This window comes from Reyranella sp. (assembly GCF_017305915.1).
Lineage (GTDB): Bacteria > Pseudomonadota > Alphaproteobacteria > Reyranellales > Reyranellaceae > Reyranella.
The window spans coordinates 40,681-64,887 of record NZ_JAFKJN010000010.1; the positions used below are offsets into that span (position 1 = coordinate 40,681).

Annotated in this window: 25 protein-coding genes; 13 read left to right on the top strand and 12 right to left on the bottom strand. The window is 68.3% G+C overall.

The annotated features are described in order from the left end of the window. Positions 1–14 precede the first annotated feature (14 nt). Positions 15–2,516, bottom strand: coding sequence for a nitrite reductase large subunit NirB (gene nirB / locus J0J01_RS07950; RefSeq protein ID WP_296379729.1), 2,502 nt, complete (start codon positions 2,514–2,516; stop codon positions 15–17). Between the two features lie 237 nt (positions 2,517–2,753). Then, positions 2,754–4,316 carry an AMP-binding protein gene (locus tag J0J01_RS07955; RefSeq protein ID WP_296379730.1) on the bottom strand — a complete coding sequence of 521 codons (1,563 nt, stop codon included), beginning with the start codon at positions 4,314–4,316 and terminating at the stop codon, positions 2,754–2,756. A 47-nt stretch (positions 4,317–4,363) separates the two neighbouring features. Here J0J01_RS07955 and J0J01_RS07960 point away from each other — a divergent pair, with 47 nt between their 5' ends. Beyond that, on the top strand, positions 4,364–4,762 hold the full coding sequence (locus J0J01_RS07960) for a RidA family protein (RefSeq protein WP_296379731.1): 399 nt from the start codon (positions 4,364–4,366) through the stop codon (positions 4,760–4,762). 3 nt (positions 4,763–4,765) lie between these two features. On the opposite strand, the gene J0J01_RS07965 is transcribed toward J0J01_RS07960, so the two are convergent. After that, positions 4,766–6,607: a PhoX family phosphatase gene (locus tag J0J01_RS07965; RefSeq protein ID WP_296379732.1), complete on the bottom strand. Its 1,842-nt coding sequence runs from the start codon at positions 6,605–6,607 to the stop codon at positions 4,766–4,768. 108 nt (positions 6,608–6,715) lie between these two features. Between J0J01_RS07965 and J0J01_RS07970 the strand changes: the two genes are divergently transcribed. Next, positions 6,716–8,080, top strand: coding sequence for an esterase-like activity of phytase family protein (locus tag J0J01_RS07970; RefSeq protein ID WP_296379733.1), 1,365 nt, complete (start codon positions 6,716–6,718; stop codon positions 8,078–8,080). A 138-nt stretch (positions 8,081–8,218) separates the two neighbouring features. Beyond that, complete coding sequence (locus tag J0J01_RS07975) at positions 8,219–8,521, top strand: hypothetical protein (protein WP_296379734.1); 303 nt, start codon at positions 8,219–8,221, stop codon at positions 8,519–8,521. Positions 8,522–8,686: 165 nt separating this feature from the next. Here J0J01_RS07975 and J0J01_RS07980 read toward each other — a convergent pair whose 3' ends face one another. Further along, positions 8,687–9,313 carry an FMN-binding negative transcriptional regulator gene (locus tag J0J01_RS07980; protein ID WP_296379735.1) on the bottom strand — a complete coding sequence of 209 codons (627 nt, stop codon included), beginning with the start codon at positions 9,311–9,313 and terminating at the stop codon, positions 8,687–8,689. An 88-nt stretch (positions 9,314–9,401) separates the two neighbouring features. Between J0J01_RS07980 and J0J01_RS07985 the strand changes: the two genes are divergently transcribed. The 5 genes from J0J01_RS07985 to J0J01_RS08005 all read left to right on the top strand — a co-directional run bounded on the left by J0J01_RS07985 (position 9,402) and on the right by J0J01_RS08005 (position 13,353). Beyond that, the gene (locus J0J01_RS07985) at positions 9,402–10,073 is read left to right on the top strand and encodes a dienelactone hydrolase family protein (RefSeq protein WP_296379736.1); all 672 of its coding nucleotides are present in this window, start codon (positions 9,402–9,404) and stop codon (positions 10,071–10,073) included. 66 nt (positions 10,074–10,139) lie between these two features. Beyond that, on the top strand, positions 10,140–11,360 hold the full coding sequence (locus tag J0J01_RS07990) for a CoA transferase (RefSeq protein WP_296379737.1): 1,221 nt from the start codon (positions 10,140–10,142) through the stop codon (positions 11,358–11,360). Then, on the top strand, positions 11,357–12,253 hold the full coding sequence (locus J0J01_RS07995; RefSeq protein ID WP_296379738.1) for a CoA ester lyase: 897 nt from the start codon (positions 11,357–11,359) through the stop codon (positions 12,251–12,253). The genes J0J01_RS07990 and J0J01_RS07995 overlap by 4 nt, the downstream gene beginning before the upstream one ends. Positions 12,254–12,477: 224 nt before the next feature. After that, a complete protein-coding gene (locus J0J01_RS08000; RefSeq protein ID WP_296379739.1) occupies positions 12,478–12,915 on the top strand; it encodes a PPC domain-containing DNA-binding protein in 438 nt (145 codons plus the stop codon). 300 nt (positions 12,916–13,215) lie between these two features. Continuing rightward, positions 13,216–13,353, top strand: coding sequence for a hypothetical protein (locus J0J01_RS08005; RefSeq protein WP_296379740.1), 138 nt, complete (start codon positions 13,216–13,218; stop codon positions 13,351–13,353). Positions 13,354–13,456: 103 nt separating this feature from the next. Here the strand turns inward: J0J01_RS08005 and J0J01_RS08010 are convergent, their stop codons facing one another. From J0J01_RS08010 to petA, 3 genes are read right to left on the bottom strand one after another with little or no spacing between them, the layout of a single operon-like run. Then, the gene (locus J0J01_RS08010; RefSeq protein WP_296379741.1) at positions 13,457–14,236 is read right to left on the bottom strand and encodes a cytochrome c1; all 780 of its coding nucleotides are present in this window, start codon (positions 14,234–14,236) and stop codon (positions 13,457–13,459) included. A 4-nt stretch (positions 14,237–14,240) separates the two neighbouring features. Further along, positions 14,241–15,476: a cytochrome b N-terminal domain-containing protein gene (locus tag J0J01_RS08015; protein WP_296379742.1), complete on the bottom strand. Its 1,236-nt coding sequence runs from the start codon at positions 15,474–15,476 to the stop codon at positions 14,241–14,243. Positions 15,477–15,507: 31 nt separating this feature from the next. Next, positions 15,508–16,074, bottom strand: coding sequence for a ubiquinol-cytochrome c reductase iron-sulfur subunit (gene petA, locus J0J01_RS08020; protein WP_296379743.1), 567 nt, complete (start codon positions 16,072–16,074; stop codon positions 15,508–15,510). A gap of 154 nt (positions 16,075–16,228) precedes the next feature. On the opposite strand from petA, the gene J0J01_RS08025 reads away from it, so the two are divergent. Together J0J01_RS08025 and hemF are read left to right on the top strand one after the other, a co-directional pair. After that, a complete protein-coding gene (locus tag J0J01_RS08025) occupies positions 16,229–16,687 on the top strand; it encodes a tRNA (cytidine(34)-2'-O)-methyltransferase (RefSeq protein WP_296379744.1) in 459 nt (152 codons plus the stop codon). Beyond that, positions 16,684–17,550: an oxygen-dependent coproporphyrinogen oxidase gene (hemF, locus tag J0J01_RS08030; RefSeq protein ID WP_296379745.1), complete on the top strand. Its 867-nt coding sequence runs from the start codon at positions 16,684–16,686 to the stop codon at positions 17,548–17,550. The genes J0J01_RS08025 and hemF overlap by 4 nt, the downstream gene beginning before the upstream one ends. Positions 17,551–17,691: 141 nt before the next feature. Here hemF and J0J01_RS08035 read toward each other — a convergent pair whose 3' ends face one another. Continuing rightward, positions 17,692–18,549, bottom strand: a complete 858-nt coding sequence (locus tag J0J01_RS08035; protein ID WP_296379746.1) for a type 1 glutamine amidotransferase — start codon at positions 18,547–18,549, stop codon at positions 17,692–17,694. Between the two features lie 112 nt (positions 18,550–18,661). Here J0J01_RS08035 and J0J01_RS08040 point away from each other — a divergent pair, with 112 nt between their 5' ends. Beyond that, positions 18,662–19,684, top strand: a complete 1,023-nt coding sequence (locus J0J01_RS08040) for an amino acid ABC transporter substrate-binding protein (protein WP_296379747.1) — start codon at positions 18,662–18,664, stop codon at positions 19,682–19,684. 3 nt (positions 19,685–19,687) lie between these two features. On the opposite strand, the gene J0J01_RS08045 is transcribed toward J0J01_RS08040, so the two are convergent. The 4 genes from J0J01_RS08045 to J0J01_RS08060 are packed head-to-tail and all read right to left on the bottom strand — an operon-like array spanning position 19,688 to position 22,115. Further along, the gene (locus J0J01_RS08045; protein WP_296379748.1) at positions 19,688–20,092 is read right to left on the bottom strand and encodes a hypothetical protein; all 405 of its coding nucleotides are present in this window, start codon (positions 20,090–20,092) and stop codon (positions 19,688–19,690) included. Then, positions 20,089–21,294, bottom strand: a complete 1,206-nt coding sequence (locus J0J01_RS08050) for a CCA tRNA nucleotidyltransferase (protein ID WP_296379749.1) — start codon at positions 21,292–21,294, stop codon at positions 20,089–20,091. The genes J0J01_RS08045 and J0J01_RS08050 overlap by 4 nt, the downstream gene beginning before the upstream one ends. Beyond that, a complete protein-coding gene (locus J0J01_RS08055) occupies positions 21,291–21,524 on the bottom strand; it encodes a hypothetical protein (protein WP_296379750.1) in 234 nt (77 codons plus the stop codon). Before J0J01_RS08055 ends, J0J01_RS08050 begins: the two co-directional genes overlap by 4 nt. A gap of 3 nt (positions 21,525–21,527) precedes the next feature. Further along, positions 21,528–22,115 (bottom strand): CoA pyrophosphatase, encoded by a 588-nt coding sequence (locus J0J01_RS08060; protein ID WP_296379751.1) that lies wholly within the window; start codon positions 22,113–22,115, stop codon positions 21,528–21,530. Between the two features lie 117 nt (positions 22,116–22,232). Here J0J01_RS08060 and J0J01_RS08065 point away from each other — a divergent pair, with 117 nt between their 5' ends. Both J0J01_RS08065 and J0J01_RS08070 read left to right on the top strand, forming a co-directional pair. After that, on the top strand, positions 22,233–23,246 hold the full coding sequence (locus tag J0J01_RS08065; protein WP_296379752.1) for a MoxR family ATPase: 1,014 nt from the start codon (positions 22,233–22,235) through the stop codon (positions 23,244–23,246). 30 nt (positions 23,247–23,276) lie between these two features. Continuing rightward, positions 23,277–24,173 (top strand): DUF58 domain-containing protein, encoded by an 897-nt coding sequence (locus tag J0J01_RS08070; RefSeq protein ID WP_296379753.1) that lies wholly within the window; start codon positions 23,277–23,279, stop codon positions 24,171–24,173. Positions 24,174–24,207: the final 34 nt, after the last annotated feature.

The window sequence follows — 24,207 nt, forward strand, 5'->3', positions numbered from 1 at the left end:
CGTTCATCGGGCGTTCATTCGGCGGCTTGCGGCAGCGCGAGCTCGGCGACGGGCGCGAATTCGTGCGCGTCCTTGCCGGCGGCGCGCTCGGCCCACGGATCGACCTGGGCGAAGGACTGCGAGAAGACGAAGCGGTCGTACAGCGCCCGCCGCCGTTCGGCGTCCTCCATGATCTGCTGGCGGATGGTGTCGAAGCCGACCCGCCTGGCCCACTTGTGGATGCGCTCGAGGTAGCGGCCCTGCTCGCGGTAGAGCTGGGTCAGCGCGCCGATCGCCTCGATCGCCTCGGGCTCGGTGGCGACGTGGCCGAGTAGCTCGGTGCCCTTGATTTCCAGGCCGGCGGCGCCGGCGAAATGGATGTCGTAGCCTGAGTCGACGCAGACCACGCCGATGTCCTTGCAGGTCGCCTCGGCGCAGTTCCGCGGGCAGCCCGACACCGCCATCTTGACCTTGGCCGGCGTCCACGAGCCCCACATGAACTTCTCGAGCCGGACGCCGAGCCCGGTCGAATCCTGCGTGCCGAAGCGGCACCAGTCCGTGCCGACGCAGGTCTTCACCGTGCGCAGGCCCTTGGCATAGGCGTGGCCCGAGACCATGCCGGCGGCCGACAGGTCGGCCCACACCAGCGGCAGGTCCTCCTTGCGCACGCCCAGCATGTCGATGCGCTGGCCGCCGGTCACCTTGACGGTCGGGATGTCGTAGCGCTCGACGATGTCGGCGATCGCGCGCAGTTCCTTGGCGCTGGTCTGGCCGCCCCACATGCGCGGCACCACCGAATAGGTGCCGTCCTTCTGGATGTTGGCGTGCACCCGCTCGTTGACGAAGCGCGACTGGCTGTCGTCGACATACGCGCCGGGCCAGGTGCAGAGCAGATAGTAGTTGAGTGCCGGCCGGCACTTGGCACAGCCGCACGAGGTCTTCCATTCGAGCTCCTGCATGAGCTGCGGAATGGTCTTGAGTTCCTTGGCGACGATCAGGCGGCGGACATCGTCATGGCCAAGCTCGGTGCAGCCGCACATCGGCTGGACGGCGGCCGGATTGTAGGCTTCGCCGAGCTGAGCCTTGAGCAACTGCTCGACCAGGCCGGTGCAGGAGCCGCACGACGCCGAGGCCTTGGTGTGGGCGCGCACCTCGTCCAGCGACTTCAGCCCCAGGCCGGCGATCGCGCCGGTGATCTTGCCCTTGCACACGCCGTTGCAGCCGCAGATCTCGGCGTCGTCGGGCAGCGCCGCCACGGCGGCGGCCGGATCGAGCGGGATGCCGCCGGCGGCGTAGCTCTGGCCGAAGATCAGCCGCTCGCGGCGGTCGGCCACGTCCTCGCCGCGCTTCAGCAGGTCGAAGAACCACGGGCCGTCGGCAGTGTCGCCGTACAGCACCGCGCCGACGATCCGGTTGTCCTTCAGCACCAGGCGCCGGTACTGGCCGCGCGTGGCGTCGCGCAGCACGATCTCCTCGCGGTCCTTGGCCTCGGCGAAATCGCCGGCCGAGAACAGGTTGATGCCGGTGACCTTGAGCTTGGTGGCGGTGGCACTCGAGCGGAACCGCGCATCGTCGCCGCAGAGCTGGGCCGCCACGACATTGGCCATCTCGTAGAGCGGCGCCACCAGGCCGAACACCTGGCCGTCGGCCTCGGCGCACTCGCCCAACGCGAAGATGTCGGGATCGCTGGTGCGCATGGTGGCGTCGACCACGACGCCGCGGTTGACCGCGAGGTCGGCGTCCCTGGCGAGCTGCATGTTGGGCCGGATGCCGACCGCCATCACCACCAGGTCGGCCGGCAGGCGCGTGCCGTTGTCGAGCTCGACCGCCTCGACCCGGCCGTTGCCGACGATCGCCTTGGTGTTCGCCCGCGTGATCACCTTGATGCCGCGCGCCTCGATCGCGCGCTGCAGCAGATGGCCGGCCGCCGGATCGAGCTGGCGCTCCATCAGGGTCGGCATCAGGTGCAGGACGGTGACGTCCATGCCCTGCTCCTTCAGGCCGGCCGCCGCCTCGAGACCGAGCAGGCCGCCGCCGATCACGACGGCGCTGCCGCGGGCGCGCGCCGCGATCAGCATGGCGTTGACGTCGTCGAGATCGCGATAGGTCAGCACGCCCGGCAGGTCGCGACCGGGCACCGGCAGGATGATCGGATTGGAGCCGGTGCCGACGATCAGCTTGTCGTAGGGCACCGTGACCGTGGGCTCGAGCGGAATGTGGCCGAGGCTGCCGGCCGGGACGAACTCCGCCGTCACGGTGCGCGCGGCGCGGTCGATGCGCGTGACGCGGGCGCCCTTGTAGAGCGTGATGCCGTGCTTCACGTACCAGCCGTCGCCGTGGATCACGATCTGCTCGAACGACTTCTCGCCCGACAGCACCGGCGACAGCATGATGCGGTCGTAGTTCACCCGCGGCTCGGCATTGAAGATGGTGACGTCGTAGGCCTCCGGCGCCTGCTCGAAGAGCCGCTCGAGCGCGCGCCCGGGCGCCATGCCGTTGCCGACGACGACGAGCCGCTGCCTACTGTGAATGGTCATGTCCGTACGCCCAACCGAATGTGCAAACCCGCCGCGTCCTGGTCTTGCGAACCAGATGCGGTCCCGGCTGCGTCGCCGGAGCAGGCCCGTCATTGGGCTGGATGTGGAATGAGGCCGCCGTTAGCCTCACCGATATAAGTGCAAGATACGGGCCAAGCGTCAGAATCGTTGAAATTCAACGCGTTCGGGCAAAGACGCGTCGGCGCGAGTCCGCGACCCTGCCCGCAAATCCGGCAATCAGACGATGCGGCTGGTCTTGTTGCCCCAGTAGCGGTCGCGCAGCAGGCGCTTGTAGAGCTTGCCGGTCGGCAGCCGCGGCAGCTCGGCCTCGAAGTCGACCGAGCGCGGCACCTTCTGGCGCGCGAGATGCCGGCCGCAGAAGGCGATCAGCTCCTCCGCGATCGCCGGCGACGGCGGCACGTCCGGCATGAGCTGCACCACCGCCTTCACCTCCTCGCCGAGATCGACGTTGGGCACGCCGAACACCGCGGCATCGGCGACCTTGGGATGGGTGATCAGCAGGTTCTCGCATTCCTGCGGGTAGATGTTCACACCGCCGGAGATGATCATGAAGGTCGCGCGGTCGGTCAGGTAGAGATAGCCGTCGCCATCGACATAGCCCACGTCGCCGACCGTGCTCATGGCGCCGTCGGCCGAGCGCGCCTCGGCGGTCTTGCCCGGATCGTCGAAGTATTCGAACGGCGTCGCCGTCTCGAACCACAGGGTGCCCGGCGTGCCGGTCGGCAGGGGAGTCATCGCGTCGTCGAGCACGTGCAGCTTGCCCAGCAGCACGCGGCCGACGGTGCCGCGGTGCGCCAGCCATTCCTGCGCATTGCAGGCGGTGAAGCCCAGCCCCTCGGTGGCGCCGTAGTATTCGTGGATGATCGGGCCCCACCATTCGATCATCTGCTCCTTGACCTGCACCGGGCAGGGCGCGGCAGCATGGATGGCGATCTCCAGTGACGACAGGTCGTGCTTGCGCCGCGCCGCCTCGGGCAGCTTGAGCAGGCGCGAGAACATGGTCGGCACGAGCTGGCTGTGGCTGATGCGGTGCTTCTCGACCAGCGCGAGATAGTGCTCGGCGTCGAACTTCTCCATGATCACCGCGGTGCCGCCGCTGCGGATCGTCAGGCCGACCGCCGCCTGCGGCGCCGAGTGATAGAGCGGCGCGGGCGACAGGTAGATCATGCCGTCGCGGTACTGCCAGAGCTTGAGCAGGAAATCGAAGATCGGCAGGTGATAGACCGGCGGCTCGGCCGGCAGCGGCCGCAGGATGCCCTTGGGCCGACCGGTGGTGCCCGACGAATAGAGCATCGGCGTACCGAGCGACTCGTCGGCGATCGGCGTCGAGGGCAGGCCGGCGGTCGCCTGCTCGAGGTTGAGCACCTTGTCGCCGTCGCCCCTGTTCTCCCCGGGCCCGTCGACCACCAGGCAGAGCTCGACCTTGGGCGCCAGCGGCAGCGCGGCGATCGCCACGTCGCGCTTGGCCTGCGAGGTGATCAGCACCTTCGACTGGCTGTTGTTCAGGATGTAGGCCAGCTCCTCGACCGTCAGGAAGGAGTTGACGCAGGTATAGTAGTGGCCCGAGCGCTCGCCCGCCGCGCAGCATTCGACGTAGCGCGGATGGTTCTCCATGTAGATCGAATAGTGGTCGAGCCGGCCGAGCCCGCGGTTGCGCAGCAGGTGCGCCAGCCGGTTGCTGCGCGCCTCCAGCTCGCCGTAGGTGATGGTCTCGTCGCTGCCGGCCATGACGACCGCAGGACGGTCGGGGTGCTGCTTGGCGTGCTTGCCCGGGTACATGCCCGCGAGCTTAGACTTGGGCTCCGGCAACGCAAAGGAGCGCCGCCATGGCCGTCAGGCTCTTCACCCCGCCCACCCTGCCCAAGCGCGGCGGCTACAGCCAGGTCTGCGAGGTCACCTCGGGCAAGCTGATCCTGATCGCCGGCCAGGTGCCGCACGACGTCGACGACAAGATGGTCGGCGACGGCGACTTCGACGCCCAGGTCGAGCAGGTGTTCGAGAACCTCGGCCGGGCGCTCGAGGCCGCCGGCGGCAGCTTCAAGAACCTGGTGAAGATCAACAATTACTGCGTCGAGACCGTGTCGTACGAGGTGCGCGCCAACTACCGCACCATCCGCGACCGCTACGTCGACATCTCCAACCCGCCGGTCAGCACCTTCATCTACGTCCCGCGGCTCGCCCAGCCCAACTGGCTGTTCGAGATGGACGCCATGGCGGTGATCTAGGCGCTAAGACCCGATCGTCCCGCCGCCCTTCCTGGTGATCGCGACCACCGACGGCCGAGGCGGCACGCCGTCCTTGAAGTCGGGCCAGCGGGTCGACGGCTTCTCGAAGGTCGAGCCCTTGTCCTCGCCGGGATGCTGGACGGCGAGGAAGAAGGTCCGGTCGTCGGGCGTGAAGATCGGGCCGCACACCTCGGCGCCGGTCGGCGCCTGGTAGAAGCAGCGGGTCAGCGCGCGGCCGTGGCCCATCGTGTCGGCGCCATAGACGCCGTCGGCCACGCCCGCCGCCGCCGGCGCGCCGTCGGTCACGATCCAGATCCGGCCCTTCGAGTCGAAGGCGATGTTGTCGGGGCAGGAGAGCCATCCCTGCTCCGACGTCGCGCGATGATAGCGCGCGCCCGCGTCGGTGCCCGGCTTGCCGGCCAGCAGGAAGATCGACCAGGTGCCCTCGGTCGCGGCGTGGTCGCCGTCCTTGGGCGCGATCTCCAGGATATGGCCGTGGGCGTTCGCGGCCCGCGGGTTGGCCTTGTCGGTTTGGTCGGGCTTGCGCTGGCCGTTGTTGGTCAGCACGACATAGACGCGGCCGTTGACCGGGTTGGTCTCGATATCCTCCGGCCGGTCCATCGGCGTGGGCTTCAGCAGCGAGGCGGCGAGCCGGGTCTTGATCAGCACATCGGCCTGGCTGGCGAAGCCGTTCTCCGCCGTCAGCGGCCCCTGGCCCTGCACCAGCGGCAGCCATTCGACCTTGCCGTCGGCATCGAAGCGCGCGACGTGGAGCGTGCCCTCGTCGAGCAGGTTCTTGTTGGCGGCGCGGTCGGTCGGATTCCACGGCCTGGCGGTGACGAACTTGTAGACGAACTCGAAGCGCTCATCGTCGCCGGTGTAGAGCACCACGCGGCCGTCCTTGGCGAGCGCGTAGGTGCAGCCTTCGTGCTTCACGCGGCCGAGCGCGGTGCGCTTCACCGGCGCGGCCTCCGGCTCATAGGGATCGATCTCGACCACCCAGCCGAAGCGGTTCGATTCGTTGGGCTCCTTGCCCATGTCGAAACGCTCGGCGTGCGGTTCCCAGCCATATTGCGAGCGGCCGAGGCCGTAGCGCTTGACGACCTGCGGATCGAGCTTGGCCGCGTCGCCGCCGAAGAAGGCGTTGAAGTTCTCCTCGCAGGTCAGCCAGGTGCCCCAGGGCGTGCTGCCGCCGGCACAGTTGTTCAGCGTGCCGAGCACCTTGCGGCCGGTCGGATCGGCCACGGTCTTCATCAGCTCGTGGCCGGCGGCGGCGCCGGAGATCTCGATCAGCGTGTTGACCGAGATGCGGCGGTTGTACTTGCTGTCGGCGACGACCTGCCAGCCGCTGCCGCCGCGGGCGATCTCGACCACCGAGCCGCCGATCGCCGCCATCTCGACCTCGGCCTGCGCCCTGCTCTTGTCGCGCTCGGTCTCGAGGCCGGCGAACATCAGGCGCGGATTGACGTACTCGTGGTTGGCGACCAGCAGGAAGCGGTCGCCGGCCTTGCTGCCGTAGGGCAGCGGGTGCAGGCCGAGATAGTCGTTGTTGTAGCCGAACTGTTTCTCCTGCGCGGCGGCAGAGAGATTGGCCGGATCGAAGGCCGGCGCGCCCGCCACCACCGGATCGCCCCAACGGATCAGGATCTGCATGTCGTAGCCTTCGGCCACGTGCTGCTGCTCGTTCAGCGTATGAGCCAACTCCTTGAAGGTGAGCGTGGACGGCCCCGCTTCCTGGGCGGCGGTCGCGAAGGGCGAAGACGCCGTCAAGGCCACGGCTCCTCGGATCAGGCCGCGGCGGTTGAGGCGGAGGTCGATGAGGTCGGCGAGGGTGGGCTGGGTCATGGCGCCTGTCGTGAGCGCTCAAGGCTACAATTCCGTGACAGGGTCGTTCCACAAGCCAGCGAGCAACCCGTCAGCAAACCGTAGCGTGCCGCCTGTATGTCGCGGGCCATGCGACACGTCCCGACCGCCCTCCTCCTCGCGACCGTCAGCTTTGCGACGCTCGCGTCCGCCCAGACCAGATATCCGGCCGTGCTGGAAGGACACGCCATCCTGCCGGCGCTGACCTTCGTGCCGGCCCCGGCCGATGCGCCGCAGGAGCTGCAGATCTCGGGCCGCTACGCCACGCCCAGCCCGCAGCGGGTCGACGTGCCGGAGAGCGCCATGGGCATCTCCGCCCTGTCCGACAAGAACGCGCCGCGGCCGACCGGCATCAAGCTGCCGTTCAAGGGCCAGCCGGTGCAGGGCTTGTCGGGCATCCGCAACCTGAAGGACGGCACCTTCCTGACGCTGACCGACAACGGCTTCGGCTCGAAGGCCAACTCGCCCGACGCCATGCTGATGTTCCACGTCATCAAGCCGGACTGGAAGGCGGGCACGATCGAGCGAGTCTCGACCACCTTCCTGCACGATCCCGACCGCAAGGTGCCGTTCCGCATCGTCAACGAGAACACGCCCAAGCGCTACCTGACCGGCGCCGACTTCGACATCGAATCGATCCAGCCGATCGGCGACGCGATCTGGTTCGGCGAGGAGCTCGGGCCGTTCCTGGTCAAGACCGACAAGGCCGGCAAGGTGCTGGCGGTGTTCGAGACCAAGGTCGACGGCAAGGTCGTGCGCTCGCCCGACAACCCCTGGCTCGCGACGCCCGGCGCGCCGGGCCCGATGAAGTTCGAGGTCCGCCGCAGCAAGGGCTTCGAGGGCATGGCGCAGTCGCCCGACGGCAAGTTCCTCTACGGCCTGCTCGAGGGCCCGCTGTGGAACGAGGCCGCCAACGGTTTCGAGCACAAGGACGGCAAGGCCTACCTGCGCATCCTCGAGTTCGACGTCGCCAAGGAGGCGTTCACCGGCAAGAGCTGGAAGTACCCGCTCGAGGCGCCGAGCCACGCGATCGGCGACTTCAACATGATCGACGCCACCTCCGGCCTGATCATCGAGCGCGACGACAGCGAGGGCGACCCGGCGCTTGCCTGCAAGGACGGCCCCAAACCCGACTGCTTCAACCTGCCGGCCAAGTTCAAGCGCATCTACAAGGTCGACTTCGCCCAGGCCGACGCCGAGGGCTTCGTGAAGAAGGTCGGCTACATCGACCTGATGGACATCGACGATCCGAACAAGCTGGCCCGCCAGGGCGGCAAGGACGGCAAGCTCACCTTCCCGTTCTTCACCATCGAGAATGTCGACGTGATCGACGCCGACCACATCATCGTCGGCAACGACAACAACCTGCCCTTCTCGTCCGGCCGGGCGCTCGGCAAGTCGGACGACAACGAGATGGTGATCCTGAAGGTGGGCGAGCTGCTGCGCGCCAAGTAGCGGTCGGACTTCCCACGGGCTTCCCACCGACTTCCCACGCCCGTGGGAAGCCTCCGATGCCGATGGCACAAGGCTTTTCGGCGATTCTTCCCACTTTCCCGCTACCCCCCTCCGCGAATCTGGGGATAACGTCCCCGGATGGATGACGTCGAGGCCCTGCAGCGGCGCGCCTCGGCCCTGCGCGCCGAAGCCGACGCGCTGACGAACGCGTATCAGCGCGCGACTTGGCTCCGTTTCACCCTGGTCTTCTTCCCCGTGCCGTTCGTGGTCGTGCTGCTGCGGCTCGAGATCGAATCCTGGACCTACATCCTGTTCGGCAGCGCCTATCTCGGCCTCTCCGCCCTGCTCTACATCTGGGACGGTCGCGCCTCGGACAAATGCGACAAGGCCGAACGAGCAGCCCAAGCCGCGGAGCGCTCGGCAGGCGTCAGCCGCGCCTGACCGCCTTCTCGCGCCGCAGCGTTCCCTCGCGCAGCGCCTCGTAGATCGGCGTATCGCGCATCAGGGTCGGGATCAGCATCGCGGCGAAGCAGGCGCCCCGCAGCGGCAGCAGCAGGGTGAAGGCGCCCGCACGATGCCGGTGAGAGGATCAGCAGGCCGCTGCGCTCAGGCAGGCAGCACCCGCTTCATCCAGGCCGCCGTCGCCTGGGCGTCCTGGCTGTCGCTCGCCTGGAGCTTCTCGATCACGTTCTGGCGGTCGGCGAGCTCTCGGTTCTGGCTGAGCTTCAGCTTCGTCTCGATGCGCGAGAGGGGCATGCGGAAGGCGACGATGCTCTTCGTCTGCTCGCCGGCGTTGCCCGGCGGCAGGCGGCCGAGGCCCCAGGCCTCGGCGCCGCTGCCTTCGTATTGCGCGGCGAGCTTGGTCAGCACCATCAACACGGCGGGCGTCGCCTCGATGGGCTGCGGCTGACCGTAGGCGTGCACGGTGACGTAGTTCCAGGTCGGCACCTTGGGCCCCGGCGTGTACCAGGTCGGCGAGACATAGGCGTGCGGCCCCCAGAACAGCGCGAGCGACGGCACGCCGCGCGCGAACAGCTTCCAGTGGTCGTTGGCGCGCGCCATGTGGCCGATCAGGCTGCCATGCGGGCTGCCGTCGTCTTCCCACTGCAGCACGAGATGGGTGCAGAGCGGCACGCCGGCTTCGTCGGCGGTGGTGAGGAGCGCCCAGCTATGGGCCTTCATGATCTCGCGGCCCTGGTCTTCGGTGCCTTCGAAGTGCTTCGGAATATACATCGCCGCCTTTGCGCTCGCTCTGCGAGCCGGATGGTTGAACCGGCCCGCATTACCATGTCAGATGCGGCCCGCAACCGGGAGGTTTTTCATGGGTGAAGATATCCGCCTTAAGTCTGCTGCCGGGGAAATCGGCGCCTATCTCGCGACGCCCAAGGGCACGGCCAAAGGCGGCGTCGTGGTCATCCAGGAGATCTTCGGAGTCAACGCTCACATCCGCGCGGTGACCGACACGTTCGCGGCCGACGGCTACATCGCGCTGGCGCCCCGGCTCTTCGACCACATCAAGCCCGGCATCGAGCTCGGCTACACACCCGACACCATCGCCGAGGGCCGCGGCTACGTGATGACGCCGGGCTTCACCGACAAGGCGGTGCAGGACGTCGAGGCGGCGATCCAGGAGCTGAAGAAGCGCGGCGCCAGGAAGGTCGCGGTGACCGGCTATTGCTGGGGCGGCACGATCAGCTGGCTGGCCGCGACGCGGCTCAAGCCCGATGCGGTGTCGGCCTATTACGGCGGCGGCATCCACGGCACCAAGAACGAGAAGGCGACGGTGCCGACCCAGATGCATTTCGGCGACAAGGACATGCACATCCCGATGGCTCACGTGAACGAGCTGCGGCAGCTGCATCCCGGCGTCGAGATCTTCGACTACCCGGCCGATCACGGCTTCCACTGCGACGAGCGCGGCAGCTACGACGCGGCGGCCTCGAAGAAGGCGATGGAGCGGACGCTGGCGCTGTTCGCCAAGCACGTTGGCTAGTCTTCCGGACCGCGGACCTCCAGGTCCGCATCATGAGGATGAGCGGACCTGGATGTCCGCGGTCCAATGAGCAAGAAACCCGCAAAGAAATCCTTCACTCCCGACGCGCGCGGGCCCCTGAACGGGGTCCGCGTCGTCGACCTGTCGCGCCTGGTCGCCGGAAACATCCTGACCCTCCAGCTCGCCGACTTCGGCGCCGAGGTGATCAAGGTCGAGCCGCCCGAGGGCGACACCCTGCGCGGCTGGAAGGTGAAGGGCGTCGACACGGCGTGGAAGGTCTACAGCCGCAACAAGAAGAGCGTCGCGCTCGACCTGCGCTCGGACCTCGGCCGCGCCATCGTACGCGAGCTCGCGAAGACGGCCGCCATCCTGGTCGAGAGCTTCCGGCCGGGCGTGCTCGAGGACATGCAGCTGGCGCCGGCCGACCTGCACGCGATCAATCCCAAGCTGATCGTCGTGCGCATCTCCGGCTGGGGCCAGGACGGCCGCTACCGCCACAAGCCGGGCTTCGGCACCCTGATCGAGGGCTATTCCGGCTTCGCCTCGATGAACGGCTTCGGCGATCGCGAGCCCGTGCTGCCGCCGATGTACCTCGCCGACTGCATGGCGGCGCTGAACGGCTACGGCGCCGTGATGGTGGCGCTGCGCGAGGTCGAGATGAACGGCGGCCAGGGCCAGGTGATCGACCTGCCGCTGTTCGACCCGCTCTATTCGATGCTCGGGCCGCAGGCGGCCAACTACAGGCTGACCGGCGAAGTGAAGGTCCGCACCGGCAGCCGCTCGACCAACGCCGCGCCGCGCAACGTCTACCAGACCAAGGACGGCAGCTGGGTCTGCCTGTCGGCCTCGACCCAGGGCATGGCCGAGCGCGTGCTGGTCAAGATCGGCAGGCCCGAGCTGGCCAGGGACCCGCGCTTCGCCACCAACATCGAGCGGGTGAGGAACGGGCTGGAGCTCGACCGCCTGATCGGCGAGTTCATCGGCGCCCGGACCTTGGCCGAGAACCTCGCGTATTTCGACGAGGCCGGCGTCACCATCGGCCCGGTCTACGACATCAGCCAGATCGTGCAGGACGACTACGTGCTGGAGCGCGAGGCGCTGATCGAGATCCCCGACGAGCAGATGGGCGCGCTGCCGACCCACCCCGTGGTGCCGCGGATGTCCGGCACGCCGGGCGCGATCAAGTCGCCGGCGCCCAAGATCGGCGAGCACAACAAGGCGCTGCTGAAGCCGCTGCTGGGCGAGGCCGAGTACGCCAGGCTGAAGCAGGCCGGCGTGATCAAATGATGCGCCCCACCCCGCCCGTCTGGCGCTCGATCCTCTACGTCCCCGGCAACGTGCCGAAATTCATCGACAAGGCGCATGAGCGCGGCGCCGACTGCGTGCTGGTCGATCTCGAGGACAGCGTGCAGCCGGCGCAGAAGCCCGAGGCGCGGGCGATGCTGGCCGAGACCATGCAGAAGGTGGCGCGCGGCGGCGCCGACGTCGCGGTGCGTATCAACCGGCCGATGCGGCTTGCGATCGCCGACATCGAGGCGGCGGTGCGGCCGGGCCTGTCGGCGCTGTTCGTCACCAAGACCGAGAGCGTGCAGCACCTGCGGCTGCTCGACGAGGTCGTGACCGAGCTCGAGAAGGAGCGCGGCCTTCCCGTGGGCGGCATCGGCTTCGGCGCGATGATCGAGCATCCCCGCGCGCTGGCGCACATCCACGACATCGCTGAGCACGGCCCGCGCGTCGTCTCCATGATGCTGGGCGGCGAGGACTTCGCGCTCGAGACCGGCTCGGTGCCGGGCGACGAGACGCTGGAGCTGCCCAAGCGGATGGTCGCGTTCGCGGCCCAGGCGCACGGCGTCAACATGATCGGCATCCTCGGCACCGTCGCCGACTATTCCGATCCCGACGCCTACAGGACGAGCGCCGAGCGGGCGCGCCGTTTCGGCTTCTCGGGCGGCACCTGCATCCACCCCGGGTTGGTGGCGGCGCTGAACGAGGCGTTCACGCCCAAGGCGGACGAAGTCGCCTATGCGAAGAAGCTGATCGAGGCCGACAAGAAGGCGCAGGCCGAAGGCCGCGGCTCGTTCTCGGTCGACGGCAAGATGATCGACATCCCGGTGATCGACCGCGCCCGCAAGCTGCTCGCCCGCCACGCGGCGATCGAGCGGCGGCTGAAGAAGGTCTAGGCCCGCAACCCACCCCTGCCGCGGGCGTTGCCCGCGCCGCCGGCCTCCGCCTGTGCCGGCCCCCCCCGTACCGGAACCAATGCCGCCAAGGCGGCGTTAGGGCCTCGAAGGCGTCGCGCCGCGTGTCCAACGACGGAGGATCCCATGGGTATGGGTCGCGGAATCCTGCTGTGGCTGCTCGGCATCCCCCTGCCGATCATCATCCTGCTGGCGCTGTTCTGGCGATGAAATCGCGCCTGGTCTGGGAGCAGGCCGGCGAACGGACGTTCGTTGTCGTGCTCGATGCCGGCGACGAGGCGTTCGCCGCCATCACCGACTTCGCCGACAAGAACCGGCTCGGCGGCGCGTCGTTCAGCGCCATCGGCGCGTTCGAGCGGGCGACCGTCGGATGGTTCGACCTGCGCTCAAAAAGCTACCGGCCGATCGAGATCGACGAGCAGTGCGAGAGCCTGACCTTGCTGGGCGACATCGCCGTCGGCGACGACGGCAAGGCGAGCGTGCACATGCATGCCGTGCTCGGGCTGTCGGACGGCACCACGCGCGGCGGCCATTTCCTCGAGGGCATCGTGCGCCCGACACTGGAAGTCACCATAGTCGAGACGCCGGCGCATCTGCGCCGCCGCAGGCAGCCGAACCTCGGCATCGCGCTGATCCAGCCCTGACGGATACCGTACTCTGCAACGCTGAGCGGTGATGGGCCGTTATCGGCCTGCCGCAAGCCGCCGACTGATCTTCCAGAATGCAAATTGCATTCCCCCGCACCCCTTAGTGCGGGGGGATTCCTTTTGAGTTCAGTGGCGTCGCGCGTATAGTATACGCCAGTGCAAAGACCTACGGGGCCGCGCGGGGCGGCTCGAAGGGTTCCTTCCCGGGGTGTGGAAATGCGACAGCTGTTGGTGGGAGCAGCGCTCTTGGTAAGCGCGCTGGTTGTCACGTTCGCGACTGCGAGCATCCTGCAGGGCATGGCCGTGCAGAAGCGGACCATCGTCGCCGAGCCCTTCCAGGCCGACCGGATCGCGCCGGCGACCGCCACGCGCGCGCCGCGGACCGATCCGAGCGGCGGCCGCATGCTGGTCTCCAGCCGACGCGTCGAGCTGTAAGCGACAAAGACGCCTCGACCTGCTCGACCGGCAGGCAACAAAAAAGCCGCGGACTCCGCGGCTTTTTCATTTCGGCCCGTCGGCCGGCTTTTAGTGCCCCGGCCTAGTGCTTGTCGGCCCACACCTGCCGCTTCACCGCGTACATCAGGCCGGCCAGCGCCAGCATGAACAGGATGACGCGGATGCCGGTGCGGTTGCGCGCCTCGAGATGCGGCTCCGACGCCCAGGCGAGGAACTCCACGACGTCGCGCGCCTCCTGGTCGAGCGTCGCCTTGGTGCCATCGGTATACTGCACCTTGTCGTCGGCGAGCGGCGGCGGCATGGCGATGCGATGGCCCGGGAAGACCAGGTTGAAGTTGTCGTCCTTGGTGACGTTGAACTCCTTGATCTGCTCCGGCGTCAGCTTGTCGAACGGCACGTAGCTGGTGAGCAGCGAGTAGAGGTAGTCCGGCCCGCCCTCGCGCGCCTTGACGATCACGCTGAGGTCCGGCGGCGCCTTGCCGCCGTTGGCGGCCGCGGCCGCCAGCTCGTTGGGGAACGGCTTCTTGAAGCGGTCGGACGGCCGCGCCGGCCGCTCGATCGCCGAGCCGTCGTCGCCGATGTCCGGCACGGTGATCTCGGCGGCTATGCCCTTCACCTGCGCCTCGGTCAGGCCGAGATCAATCAGGTTGCGGTAGGCGACCAGGTTCAGCGAATGGCAGGCGGCACAGACGTCCTTGTAGACCTGGAAGCCGCGCTGGGCGGCGGCGCGGTCGTAGGTGCCGAACGGGCCCTTGAAGTGCCAGTGCTGGTGCTTCAGCTCGGTGTGCTCGGCCGCGACGGCGACCGCCCCGAGGCCGAGCGCTGCGAGCGCGAGCGCGCCCGAGACGAGAATCCTGCGCATGGGCCTACACCGCCTTCTTATTGAGCACCGCGTCGGCGATACTGGGCGGCAACGGGAGTGGCCGTTCGATCTTGCCCAGAATCGGCAGCAGCAGGAGGAAATGGAAGAAGTAGTAGAGCGTGGCGACGCGGGCCAGCGGCACGAAGTAGCCCTCCGGCGGGTTGGCGCCGCAGTAGCCCAGCACGATCACGTCGATCACCAGCACGAACATGAACCACTTGTAGATCGGGCGGAACACGCACGACCGCACGCGGCTGGTGTCGAGCCAGGGCAGCAGGAACAGCACCGCGATGGCACCGAACATGCAGATCACGCCGCCCAGCTTGTCCGGAATGGCGCGCAGGATCGCGTAGAACGGCAGGAAGTACCATTCCGGCACGATGTGCTCGGGCGTCACCAGCGGGTTGGCCGGGGTGTAGTTGTCCGGATGCCCGAGGAAGTCGGGCATGAAGAACACGAAGACCGAGTAGACGATCAGGAAGACGATCACGCCGAAGCCGTCCTTCATCGTGTAGTACGGATGGAACGGCACGGTGTCCTGCGGGCCCTTCGGGTCGATGCCCAGCGGGTTGTTCGAGCCGTGGACGTGCAGCGCCACGACATGCAGGCCGACCACGCCGACGATCACGAACGGCAGCAGGTAGTGCAGCGCGAAGAAGCGGTTGAGCGTCGGGTTGTCGATGGCGAAGCCGCCCCACAGCCAGGTCACGATCGAATCGCCCACGACGGGAATCGCCGAGAACAGGTTGGTGATGACGGTGGCGCCCCAGAAGCTCATCTGGCCCCACGGCAGCACGTAGCCCATGAAGGCGGTGGCCATCATCAGCAGGAAGATCACCACACCCAGCAGCCACAAGAGCTCGCGCGGCGCCTTGTAGGAGCCGTAGTACATGCCGCGGAAGATATGGATGTAGACGGCGATGAAGAAGAACGACGCGCCGTTCATGTGCAGGTCGCGCATCAGCCAGCCCGACGGCACGTCGCGGTCGATGCGCTCGACCGAGTCGAAGGCCATCAGCACATGCGGCGTGTAGTTGGTCGCGAGCACGATGCCGGTGACGATCATCAGCACCAGCATCACCGTGGCGATCGCGCCGAAATTCCAGAAGTAGTTGAAATTCCGGGGCGTCGGGAAGGTATGATACTCCTTCTCGAGGTAGCTGAAGATCGGCAGGCGGTGATCGATCCAGGCGATCACCTTGTTGTTGAAGACCGGCGGAGCGCCGTGAGACGAGGCCATAGCTTGAGAGCTCCCCTGAGCGTTCCGGCGATCAGCCGATTTTGACGAGCGTGTCGGACGAGAAGACGTACTCCGGCACTTCGAGATTCTTGGGCGCCGGGCCCCTCCGGATGCGCCCGGACGTGTCGTACTGCGAGCCGTGGCACGGGCAGAAATAGCCGCCGAACTCGCCGCGCGGGTCGCCGGACTTGTTGCCGAGCGGCACGCAGCCGAGATGGGTGCAGACGCCGATCACGATCAGCCACTCCGGCCGCACCTTCTTGGCGGTGTCGGTGACGCGGGCATTGTCGGTCTGCGGATCGGGCAGCTCGGCGAGCTTCACTGCCTCGGCCTGCTTGATCTCTTCGGGCGTGCGGTGGCGGATGAACACCGGCTTGCCGCGCCACTTCACCGTGACGGCCTGGCCGACGGCGATCGCCTGCACGTTCACCTCGATGCTCGAGAGCGCCAGCGTATCGGCGGCAGGATTGAGATTGTTGATGAACGGCCAGGCCGTTGCGATGCCACCGACGGCCGCCAAGGCACCGGTCGCGACCATGAGGAAGTCGCGCCGAGTCGGGTCGCCGTGGACGCCGGCCGGAATGCTGGAAGAAGCCATTGCTTGTTACATCCCCCGAGGAGTTAAAGGCTTATCCGCAAAAGTGCCTTTTCTTTCAAGGCTGTGTTGGTCGCAGGCCGGTCCGATCCGAAACTGTGACAGCCTGTCGCACGAAACGCTTCCGCGGCGCGGACGATGAGGGAAGGAAACCGGAATGCGCCTTGCGCTCTATCAGCCCGATATACCTCAGAATCTCGGCGCTTTCATACGCCTCGCCGCCTGCCTGGGCACCCCTTTGGACGTCATCGAACCGTGCGGCTTCCCGGTCGACGACAAGCGCATCCGCCGTGCGGCGATGGACTATGTCGATCTGGCCCGGCTCACCCGTCACGCCTCCTGGGAGGCGTTCCGGCGCGACCGCCCGCCCGGACGGCTGGTGCTGCTGACCACGGCCGGCGCGACCCGCCTGCCCGACGCCCGTTTCCAGCCCGACGACATCCTGCTGCTCGGCCGCGAAAGCGCCGGCGCGCCCGCCGAGGTCCACGAGGCCGCCGATCTGCGCGTCCGCGTGCCGCTACAGAAGGGCGCGCGCTCGCTCAATGTCGCGCTGGCCGCGGCGGTGGTATTGAGCGAGGCGCTGCGCCAGACCGACGGATACCAGCCCCTCTCATGACCGACCTTGATCGACGCAAAACCGACACCCGCACCTGGTTCGAGGGCCTGCGCGACCGCATCTGCGCCGAGTTCGAGACGCTCGAGACCGAGCTGACCGGCACGCACGCCGACCTGCCGGCGGCCAAGTTCGAGCGCAAGGCCTGGCAGCGCGACCGCGGCGACAGGGGCGAGGACCGCGGCGGCGGCGTGATGTCGATCATGCGCGGCCGGGTGTTCGAGAAGGTCGGCGTCAACGTCTCGACCGTATACGGCGAGTTCAGTCCCGAGTTCCGCAAGCAGATCCCCGGCGCCGGGCAGGACCCGCGCTTCCATGCCTCGGGCATCTCGCTGGTGGCGCACATGCGCTCGCCCCGGGTGCCGGCGGTGCACATGAACACCCGCTTCATCGTCACCACCAAGTCGTGGTTCGGCGGCGGCGCCGACCTCACCCCGATGGTGCCGCGCGAGGACGACACCCAGACCTTCCACGCCGCGTTCCGGGCCGCTTGCGACGCGCACGGCACCGACTACTACGCCCGCTTCAAGAAGTGGTGCGACGAGTACTTCTTCCTGCCGCACCGCAACGAGGCGCGCGGCATCGGCGGCATCTTCTATGACTATGTCGACAGCGGCGACTTCGCCGCCGACTTCGCCTTCACCCGCGCCGTCGGCGAGGCCTTCCTCGGCGTCTATCCGAAGATCGTGCGGGCGCACATGAACGAGCCGTGGACCGCGGCCGAGCGCGAGCACCAGCTGGTGCGCCGCGGCCGCTACGTCGAGTTCAACCTGCTGCACGACCGCGGCACCAAGTTCGGCCTGATGACCGGCGGCAATGTCGAGGCGATCCTGATGTCGCTGCCGCCGGAGGTCCGCTGGCCGTAGCCTACGGCGAGAAGGTCAGCCGCGCTTCGCCGAGGTCGGATGGCCGCCTGTCCGATCGACGATCGTCTCGCCGTTGACGACGAACTTTACCGTCAAGTCGGCAAGGCGGAGCCGCTGCCTGATCCACGCCAGCCTCGCCCATCAGCGGCCCGCGCGCGGCAGCACTTCGGTCTTGAGCCAGTTGCCGAATTCAGCCGTCCTGACCTTGGGATCGAGCACGTCGGCATGCAGGCCGTACTTCCAGGCGAGGTCCTTGCGCGCCTCCTCCTGCGTGAGGCTGCGAAAGTCCGAAACGATCGTGTCGACCTCGCCCTCCGAACGCGCCAGACCCTCGTCGAGGTGGCGCTGGACGCGCAGCGCAATGATCGCCGCGACCGCGCCGAAGTCGAACTCCGGATGGTATTGCACGCCCCAGAAGCTCCTGCCGCCCTCGCGGATCGCCATCGCCTGGACGCGGCTGACCGCATTCGAGGCCAGCAGCTCGGCGCCGGCCGGCAGCGTCTCGACTTCGTCCTCGTGGCTGCACAGCGCGTCGAAGGGGCCGGACTTTCCATCGAACAGCGCATGACGGCGGCCGGCCTCGGTCGGGGCGATGCGGCGGGCCACGCCGATCTCGCGGCCGTTCGGATTGAGATGCACCGTGCCGCCCAGGGCCGCGGTCATGAGCTGCAGCCCCCAGCACGAGCCGAAGGCCGGCACGCCGGCCTGCCACACGGCGCGGGCCAGATCGAGCTGCGCGCGGACCGTCGGCTGATCGAGCCGATAGACGTTGAGCGGCGAGCCGGAGAGCCAGGCGCCGTCGAAGTCGCCGAGCTGCGCACCCTGCGGCAGACCCTCGCTGTCGCCGATGTTGAGCGTGAAGGTTTCCAGCGGCACCCGGTCCGGCAGATGGCGGCGGACCGAGTCGATGAACTGGGCGTCGTAGGAGCGACTCCCGAGAGCCCCCAGACTCTGCAGAAGCGAATCACGGGTGCAATTGACGATGAGCAGGCGCGGCATGATCGGCCGGATCGTAGAGATGCGGCCGTCCGAGGAAAAGCGGCGGCCGCCCGAGGATTTATCGGGCCGCCCCTACCTTCTCCAGCGCCGGCGTTCCGCGCTAGGAAAGGACATGCGTACGATCTTCCTGGCCTTGGCGGCCATTCTCTCCTCCACCCCGGCCTTCGCAGGCAAGGACCTCGACGCGGTGAAGGCACGCGGCGAGCTGCTGTGCGGCGTCGCCGCCAACGGGCTGGCGGGCTTCATGGTCGTCGACAGCCGGGGCAAGTGGACCGGCCTCGACGTCGATGTCTGCCGTGCCGTCGCGGCCGCGCTGTTCGGCGACTCCGAGAAGGTGAAGTACGTGCCGGTGAGCGGCCAGCACCGCTTCACGGCGCTGCAGTCGGGCGAGGTCGACCTGCTGTCGAACAACACGACGCAGACGATGACCCGCGACACCGCGCTCGGCCTCGATTTCGGCGCCGTCACCTACTACGACGGCCAGGGCTTCATGGTGAACAGGAAGCTCGGCGTGAAGAGCGCCAAGGAGATCGACGGCGCCTCGGTCTGCGTGCCGTCAGGCAGCACCACCGAGCTCAACCTCGCCGACTTCGCCCGCGCCAACAAGCTCACGGTGAAGCCGGTGGTGATCGAGGACATGGACCAGATCCGCGCCGCCTTCTTCGCCGGCCGCTGCGACGTCTATACCGGCGACAGCTCGCGGCTCTATTCGTCGCGCGCCGCCAACGTCCCACCGCCGCTGACCGCCGACGACTTCGTCGTGCTGCCGGAGATCATCTCCAAGGAGCCGCTGGCGCCGGCCTTCCGCCACGGCGACAACCAGTTCGGCGACGTCATCCGCTGGAGCCAGTACGCCATGCTCGAGGCCGAGGAATACGGCGTGAGCTCGCAGAACGTCGACGAGATGCTGAAGAGTGACAATCCCGGCATCAAGCGCCTGCTCGGCACCACGCCCGGCATGGGTAAGGCGCTCGGCCTCGGCGAGACGTGGGCCTACACCATCGTCAAGCAGGTCGGGAACTACGGCGAGAGCTTCGACCGCAATCTCGGCATGAAGAGCCCGCTCAAGATCGATCGCGGCCTCAACCGGCTCTGGAAGGACGGCGGCCTGCAGTACGCGCCGCCGGTGCGCTGATCGTCAGGGCTTTTTGGCCATCGCCCAGCCGGCCAGCAGAGGTGCGGCGAACAGCGTCAGCACCAGCAGCGGATAAGGCGCGCCGTACGCGACGGCGAAACGGTCGAGGAAGATCGACGCATCGTGGTCGAGCGTGACGCGCTCGTAGCCGAAGTCGACGATCGCGGTGGTGACGGACCACAGGACGGCCGCGAGGACCGCTGCCGCCCGCCACTGCGGCCCTTTCGTGCGGCGCGCATGGATGACCGCCATCATCACGACATAGGGCAGCGGCACCAGCACCTTGTACCACTGCACCATGATCTCGGTGAGGCGATCGCTGATCAGCGTGTCGCCGATCATGTCGTTGACCAGCACCAGCACGGCGATCGCGCACCACAGCGCGAAGGTCACGCCCGGCCGGATCATGCCGCGCGGACCAGCCGTTCGAGCTCGGCGAGGCAGGCGGCGCGGTCGGCCGCGAAGTCACCCTCGATCCACCAGCGCTCGACCGCGTCGATCAGCCTGCCGACCTGCGGCCCGGGCTTGAGGCCGAGCCTCAGCGCATCGCCGCCGCTCACCGGCAATGGCGGCGCCGTCCAGCGGCGCGCCATCGCGAGCGCCGCACGCCAGTCACCCGGCGCGTCGCTCAACAGCAGCCGGTCAGTATAGAGACCGTTGCCGAGTCGATAGATTCCGGCGCGCCAGGCGCGCGCGCCGCCGGCGATGTCGACGACCGGCTCGTGCGCCAGGATGACCTCGAGCCGCAGCGATTCCTGGGTCGAGAGCTTCAGCCGCTTGCCGATCGCGACCGCGTTGGCATCGGCCGGCAGGACCGCCGCCAGGCGGCGCAGGCCGTCGGCCATGTCCTCGCGGGCCATCAGCGAACGCAGCCGCGCCGAGCCGGCATATTCCGGCAGCCAGTGATCGAGCACGCCCGCCTCGCGCATGGCGTCGAACGCATCGGGCGCGCCGTCGGCCTCGAGCGTGCGCAGCAGCTCCTTGCGCACCCGCTCGCCCGACAGGCCACGCAAGGTCGCGGCGTTGCGCGCGCAGGCCTGGTAGCCCGCGCCGTCGATCGGCGGCCGACCGTACCAGGCCTGGAAGCGGAAGAAGCGCAGCACGCGGAGGCGGTCCTCGGCGATCCGCGTGTCGGCGTCGCCGATGAAGCGCACGCGGCCCGCCGCCAGATCGGCGCGGCCGTCGAACGGATCGTAGAGCGTCCCGTCGGGATCAGCGTAGAGCGCGTTGAAGGTGAAGTCGCGGCGGCTGGCATCGGCCAGCCAGTCGTCGGTGAAGGCGACGATCGCGCGGCGGCCGTCGGTCTCGACGTCGCGGCGCAAGGTCGTGAGCTCGAACGGCTGGTCGTCGGCGATCGCCGTCACCGTGCCGTGCTTCAGGCCGGTCGGCACCGCCTTGATCCGGGCCGCCTCGAGCGCGCGCATCACCGTCTCCGGCGGCTTGTCGACGGCGAGGTCGAGGTCCTGGATCGGCCGGTCGAACACCGCGTTGCGCACGCAGCCGCCGACGAAGCGCGCGGCGATGCCGGCGGCGCCGAGCGCCGCGAACAGCCGCGCGGTCGCCGCATCGGTCATCAGCGCCGGCAGCGCGATCTTTCCGGCCGGCTTCATGACGTGAACAGTCCGCCGTAGCCCTGGTTCTGGGTGAAGAACATCACGAGGAAGCCTGCGATGGTGCAGACCAGCCCGGCGATCGCCAGCCAGGTGAACGGCAGGTCCTGCCAGTCCGGCAGGGTGCCGGCGAGCTTGCGCTCCTCCTTGATCCGGACGCCCCACGCCCAGAGGAAGAACGCCACGGTCGGCGCGGTCACGAGGACAAGGACCAGCAAGACGATGCGCATGGCTCAGGCAGCCGCCGTTTCCTGGGCGGTCAGGATGAAGTGCAGGTTCTTCAGCATGCCGGCGGTCGCGCCCCAGATGTAGCGCTCGCCGTAGGGCATGGCGTAGTAGCGGCGCTGGCGGCCCTGGTACTCGCGGCTGCTGATCTGGTGGTTGACCTCGTCGAGGAAGTGCTCGAGCGGCACCTCGAACACGTCGGCCACCTCGCGCGCTTGCGCAACGATGGTGAAGCCCGGTGCCACGATGCCGACGACCGGCGTGATCTCGAAGCCGGTGCCGGTGCGATAGAGATCGACCGCGCCCACGACCTCGACGAAGCGCCGCGCGATGCCGACCTCCTCCTCGGTCTCGCGCAGCGCGGTCGCGACGGCGTCCTCGCCGACCTCGCGGCGGCCGCCGGGGAAGGCGATCTGGCCCGCGTGACTCGGCATGTCTGCCGTGCGCTGCGTGAGCAGCACCGTCACCCCGTCCTGACGATCCACCAAAGGCACCAGGACCGATGCGGGCTTCCACGTCTCGGGCACCGGCACGACCCCGCTCAGCGAGAAGTCGCTGCCGATCGGCGGTGCCGGCACGGGCAATCCGGATGCCAACCGGGTACTTCTGTCACGCACCCGGCGCACAATTTCTTCAACTGTCATGCCCTTGTTCCGGCCCCAATTCTGGGCTTCCCTCACTATATATTCCCATCGACAGCATGGAGCGCCCTGGTGGCACCCGACACTTCGACCGCGAGCGACGCTGACGCCCTGGCTGCCCTGGCCGACATCGAGCGGCTGGGTGGACAGTTGCGACAGGCGCGCGCCGCCATCGGCAAGGTCATTTATGGCCAGCAGGCGGTGATCGATCAAACGCTGGTTGCGCTGCTGTCGGGCGGTCACCTGCTGCTGATCGGCGTCCCCGGCCTCGCCAAGACCAAGCTGGTCGAGACCCTGGGCATCGTGCTCGGCATGGAAAGCAAGCGCATCCAGTTCACGCCCGACCTGATGCCGGCCGACATCCTGGGCTCCGAGGTTCTGGAAGAAAGCGACATGGGCAACCGCTCGTTCCGCTTCATTCAGGGCCCGGTGTTTGCCCAGCTGCTGATGGCCGACGAGATCAACCGCGCCAGCCCGCGCACTCAGTCGGCGCTCCTGCAATCGATGCAGGAGAAGCACGTCACCGTCGCCGGCAAGCGCTACGACCTGCCGGGGCCGTTCCACGTGCTCGCCACGCAGAACCCGCTGGAGCAGGAAGGCACCTATCCCCTGCCCGAGGCCCAGCTCGACCGCTTCCTGCTGCAGGTCGATGTCGGCTACCCCGACGAGGCCGCCGAGCGCGAGATCATGATCCAGACCACCAGCGCCAACGTGCCGGTGGCGACCCAGGCGCTGACCCCCGCCGACCTGATCGCGGCGCAGGCGCTGGTCCGCCGCTTGCCGATCGGCCAGAGCGTGGTCGATGCCATCCTCAAGCTGGTCCGTGCCGGCCGCCCCGAATCGAGCGACCTCGACGTCGTGCGCCAGCGCGTCGCCTGGGGGCCGGGCCCGCGCGCCAGCCAGGCCTTCATGCTGGCCGCCCGCGCCCGCGCCATCATCCAGGGCCGTCTCGCGCCCTCGATCGACGACGTCGTCGCGCTCGCGGGACCGATCCTGCGCCACCGCATGGCCGTGAACTTCTCGGCGCGCGCCGAGGGCATCACGGTGGAGACCGTCATCGCCCAGATGTGCGCCCGTTTGGCGTAACCTGGCCCATCCGTTGCAGCGCCGGAGCCGATGGCCCAGCCGTCTACCCTTCATCGTTCCCTCGAACTCGCCGGCACCCTGCCCGCGCTGATGGTCGCGGCGGACCGCGTCGCGGCCACCGTGATCCAGGGCGTGCACGGCCGCCGTCGCGTCGGCCAGGGCGACGCCTTCTGGCAGTACCGGCCCTATCGCGACGGCGACAGCGCCAGCCAGATCGACTGGCGACAAAGTGCCCGCAGCCGCCACCTGTTCGTTCGTGAAACCGAATGGGAGGCTGCGGCGTCTGTATGGTTGTGGCGCGACGCTTCCCCCTCCATGCAGTACGCCTCGCTGCGCAACATCGACACCAAGGCGGTGCGCGCCGAGCTGATCACCCTGGCGCTGGCGAGCCTGCTGACCGATGCCGGCGAGCGGATCGCCCTCCTGGGCAGCGGCATGCGGCCGATCTCCGGCCGGGTCGCGATGCGCCGCGTCGCCGAGACCCTGTTCGACGAGACGCGCGACAGCACGCGGAATCTGCCGAGCCAGCCGCCGCTGGTGCCGCTGCCGGCGCACGGCACGGTGGTCCTGGTCTCCGACTGGCTCGATCCACTCGATACCGTCGCGGCGGCAATTCGTCATTATGCGAGCGTCGGGGTGCGCGGCCATCTGGTGCAGGTGCTCGATCCGGCGGAAGAGGACCTGCCGTTCGCGGGCCATGTGAAGTTCGAGGGCCTCGAAGCCGAGGGCCAGCACACCATCCGCCGCGTCGAGACGGTGCGCACCGCTTATGGCGCGCGGCTCGCCGCCCAGAAGGAAGGCCTGCAGCGCCTGACGCGCTCGGCCGACTGGACCGTGCATCTGCATCGCACCGACCGGCCGCCGCAGACCGTGCTGCTGTCGCTTTACCTCGCCATGGCCGACCTCCGTCGGCTGAACGCGGCGTGACGCGATGATGGCCCGGACGCTCATTGGACCGCGC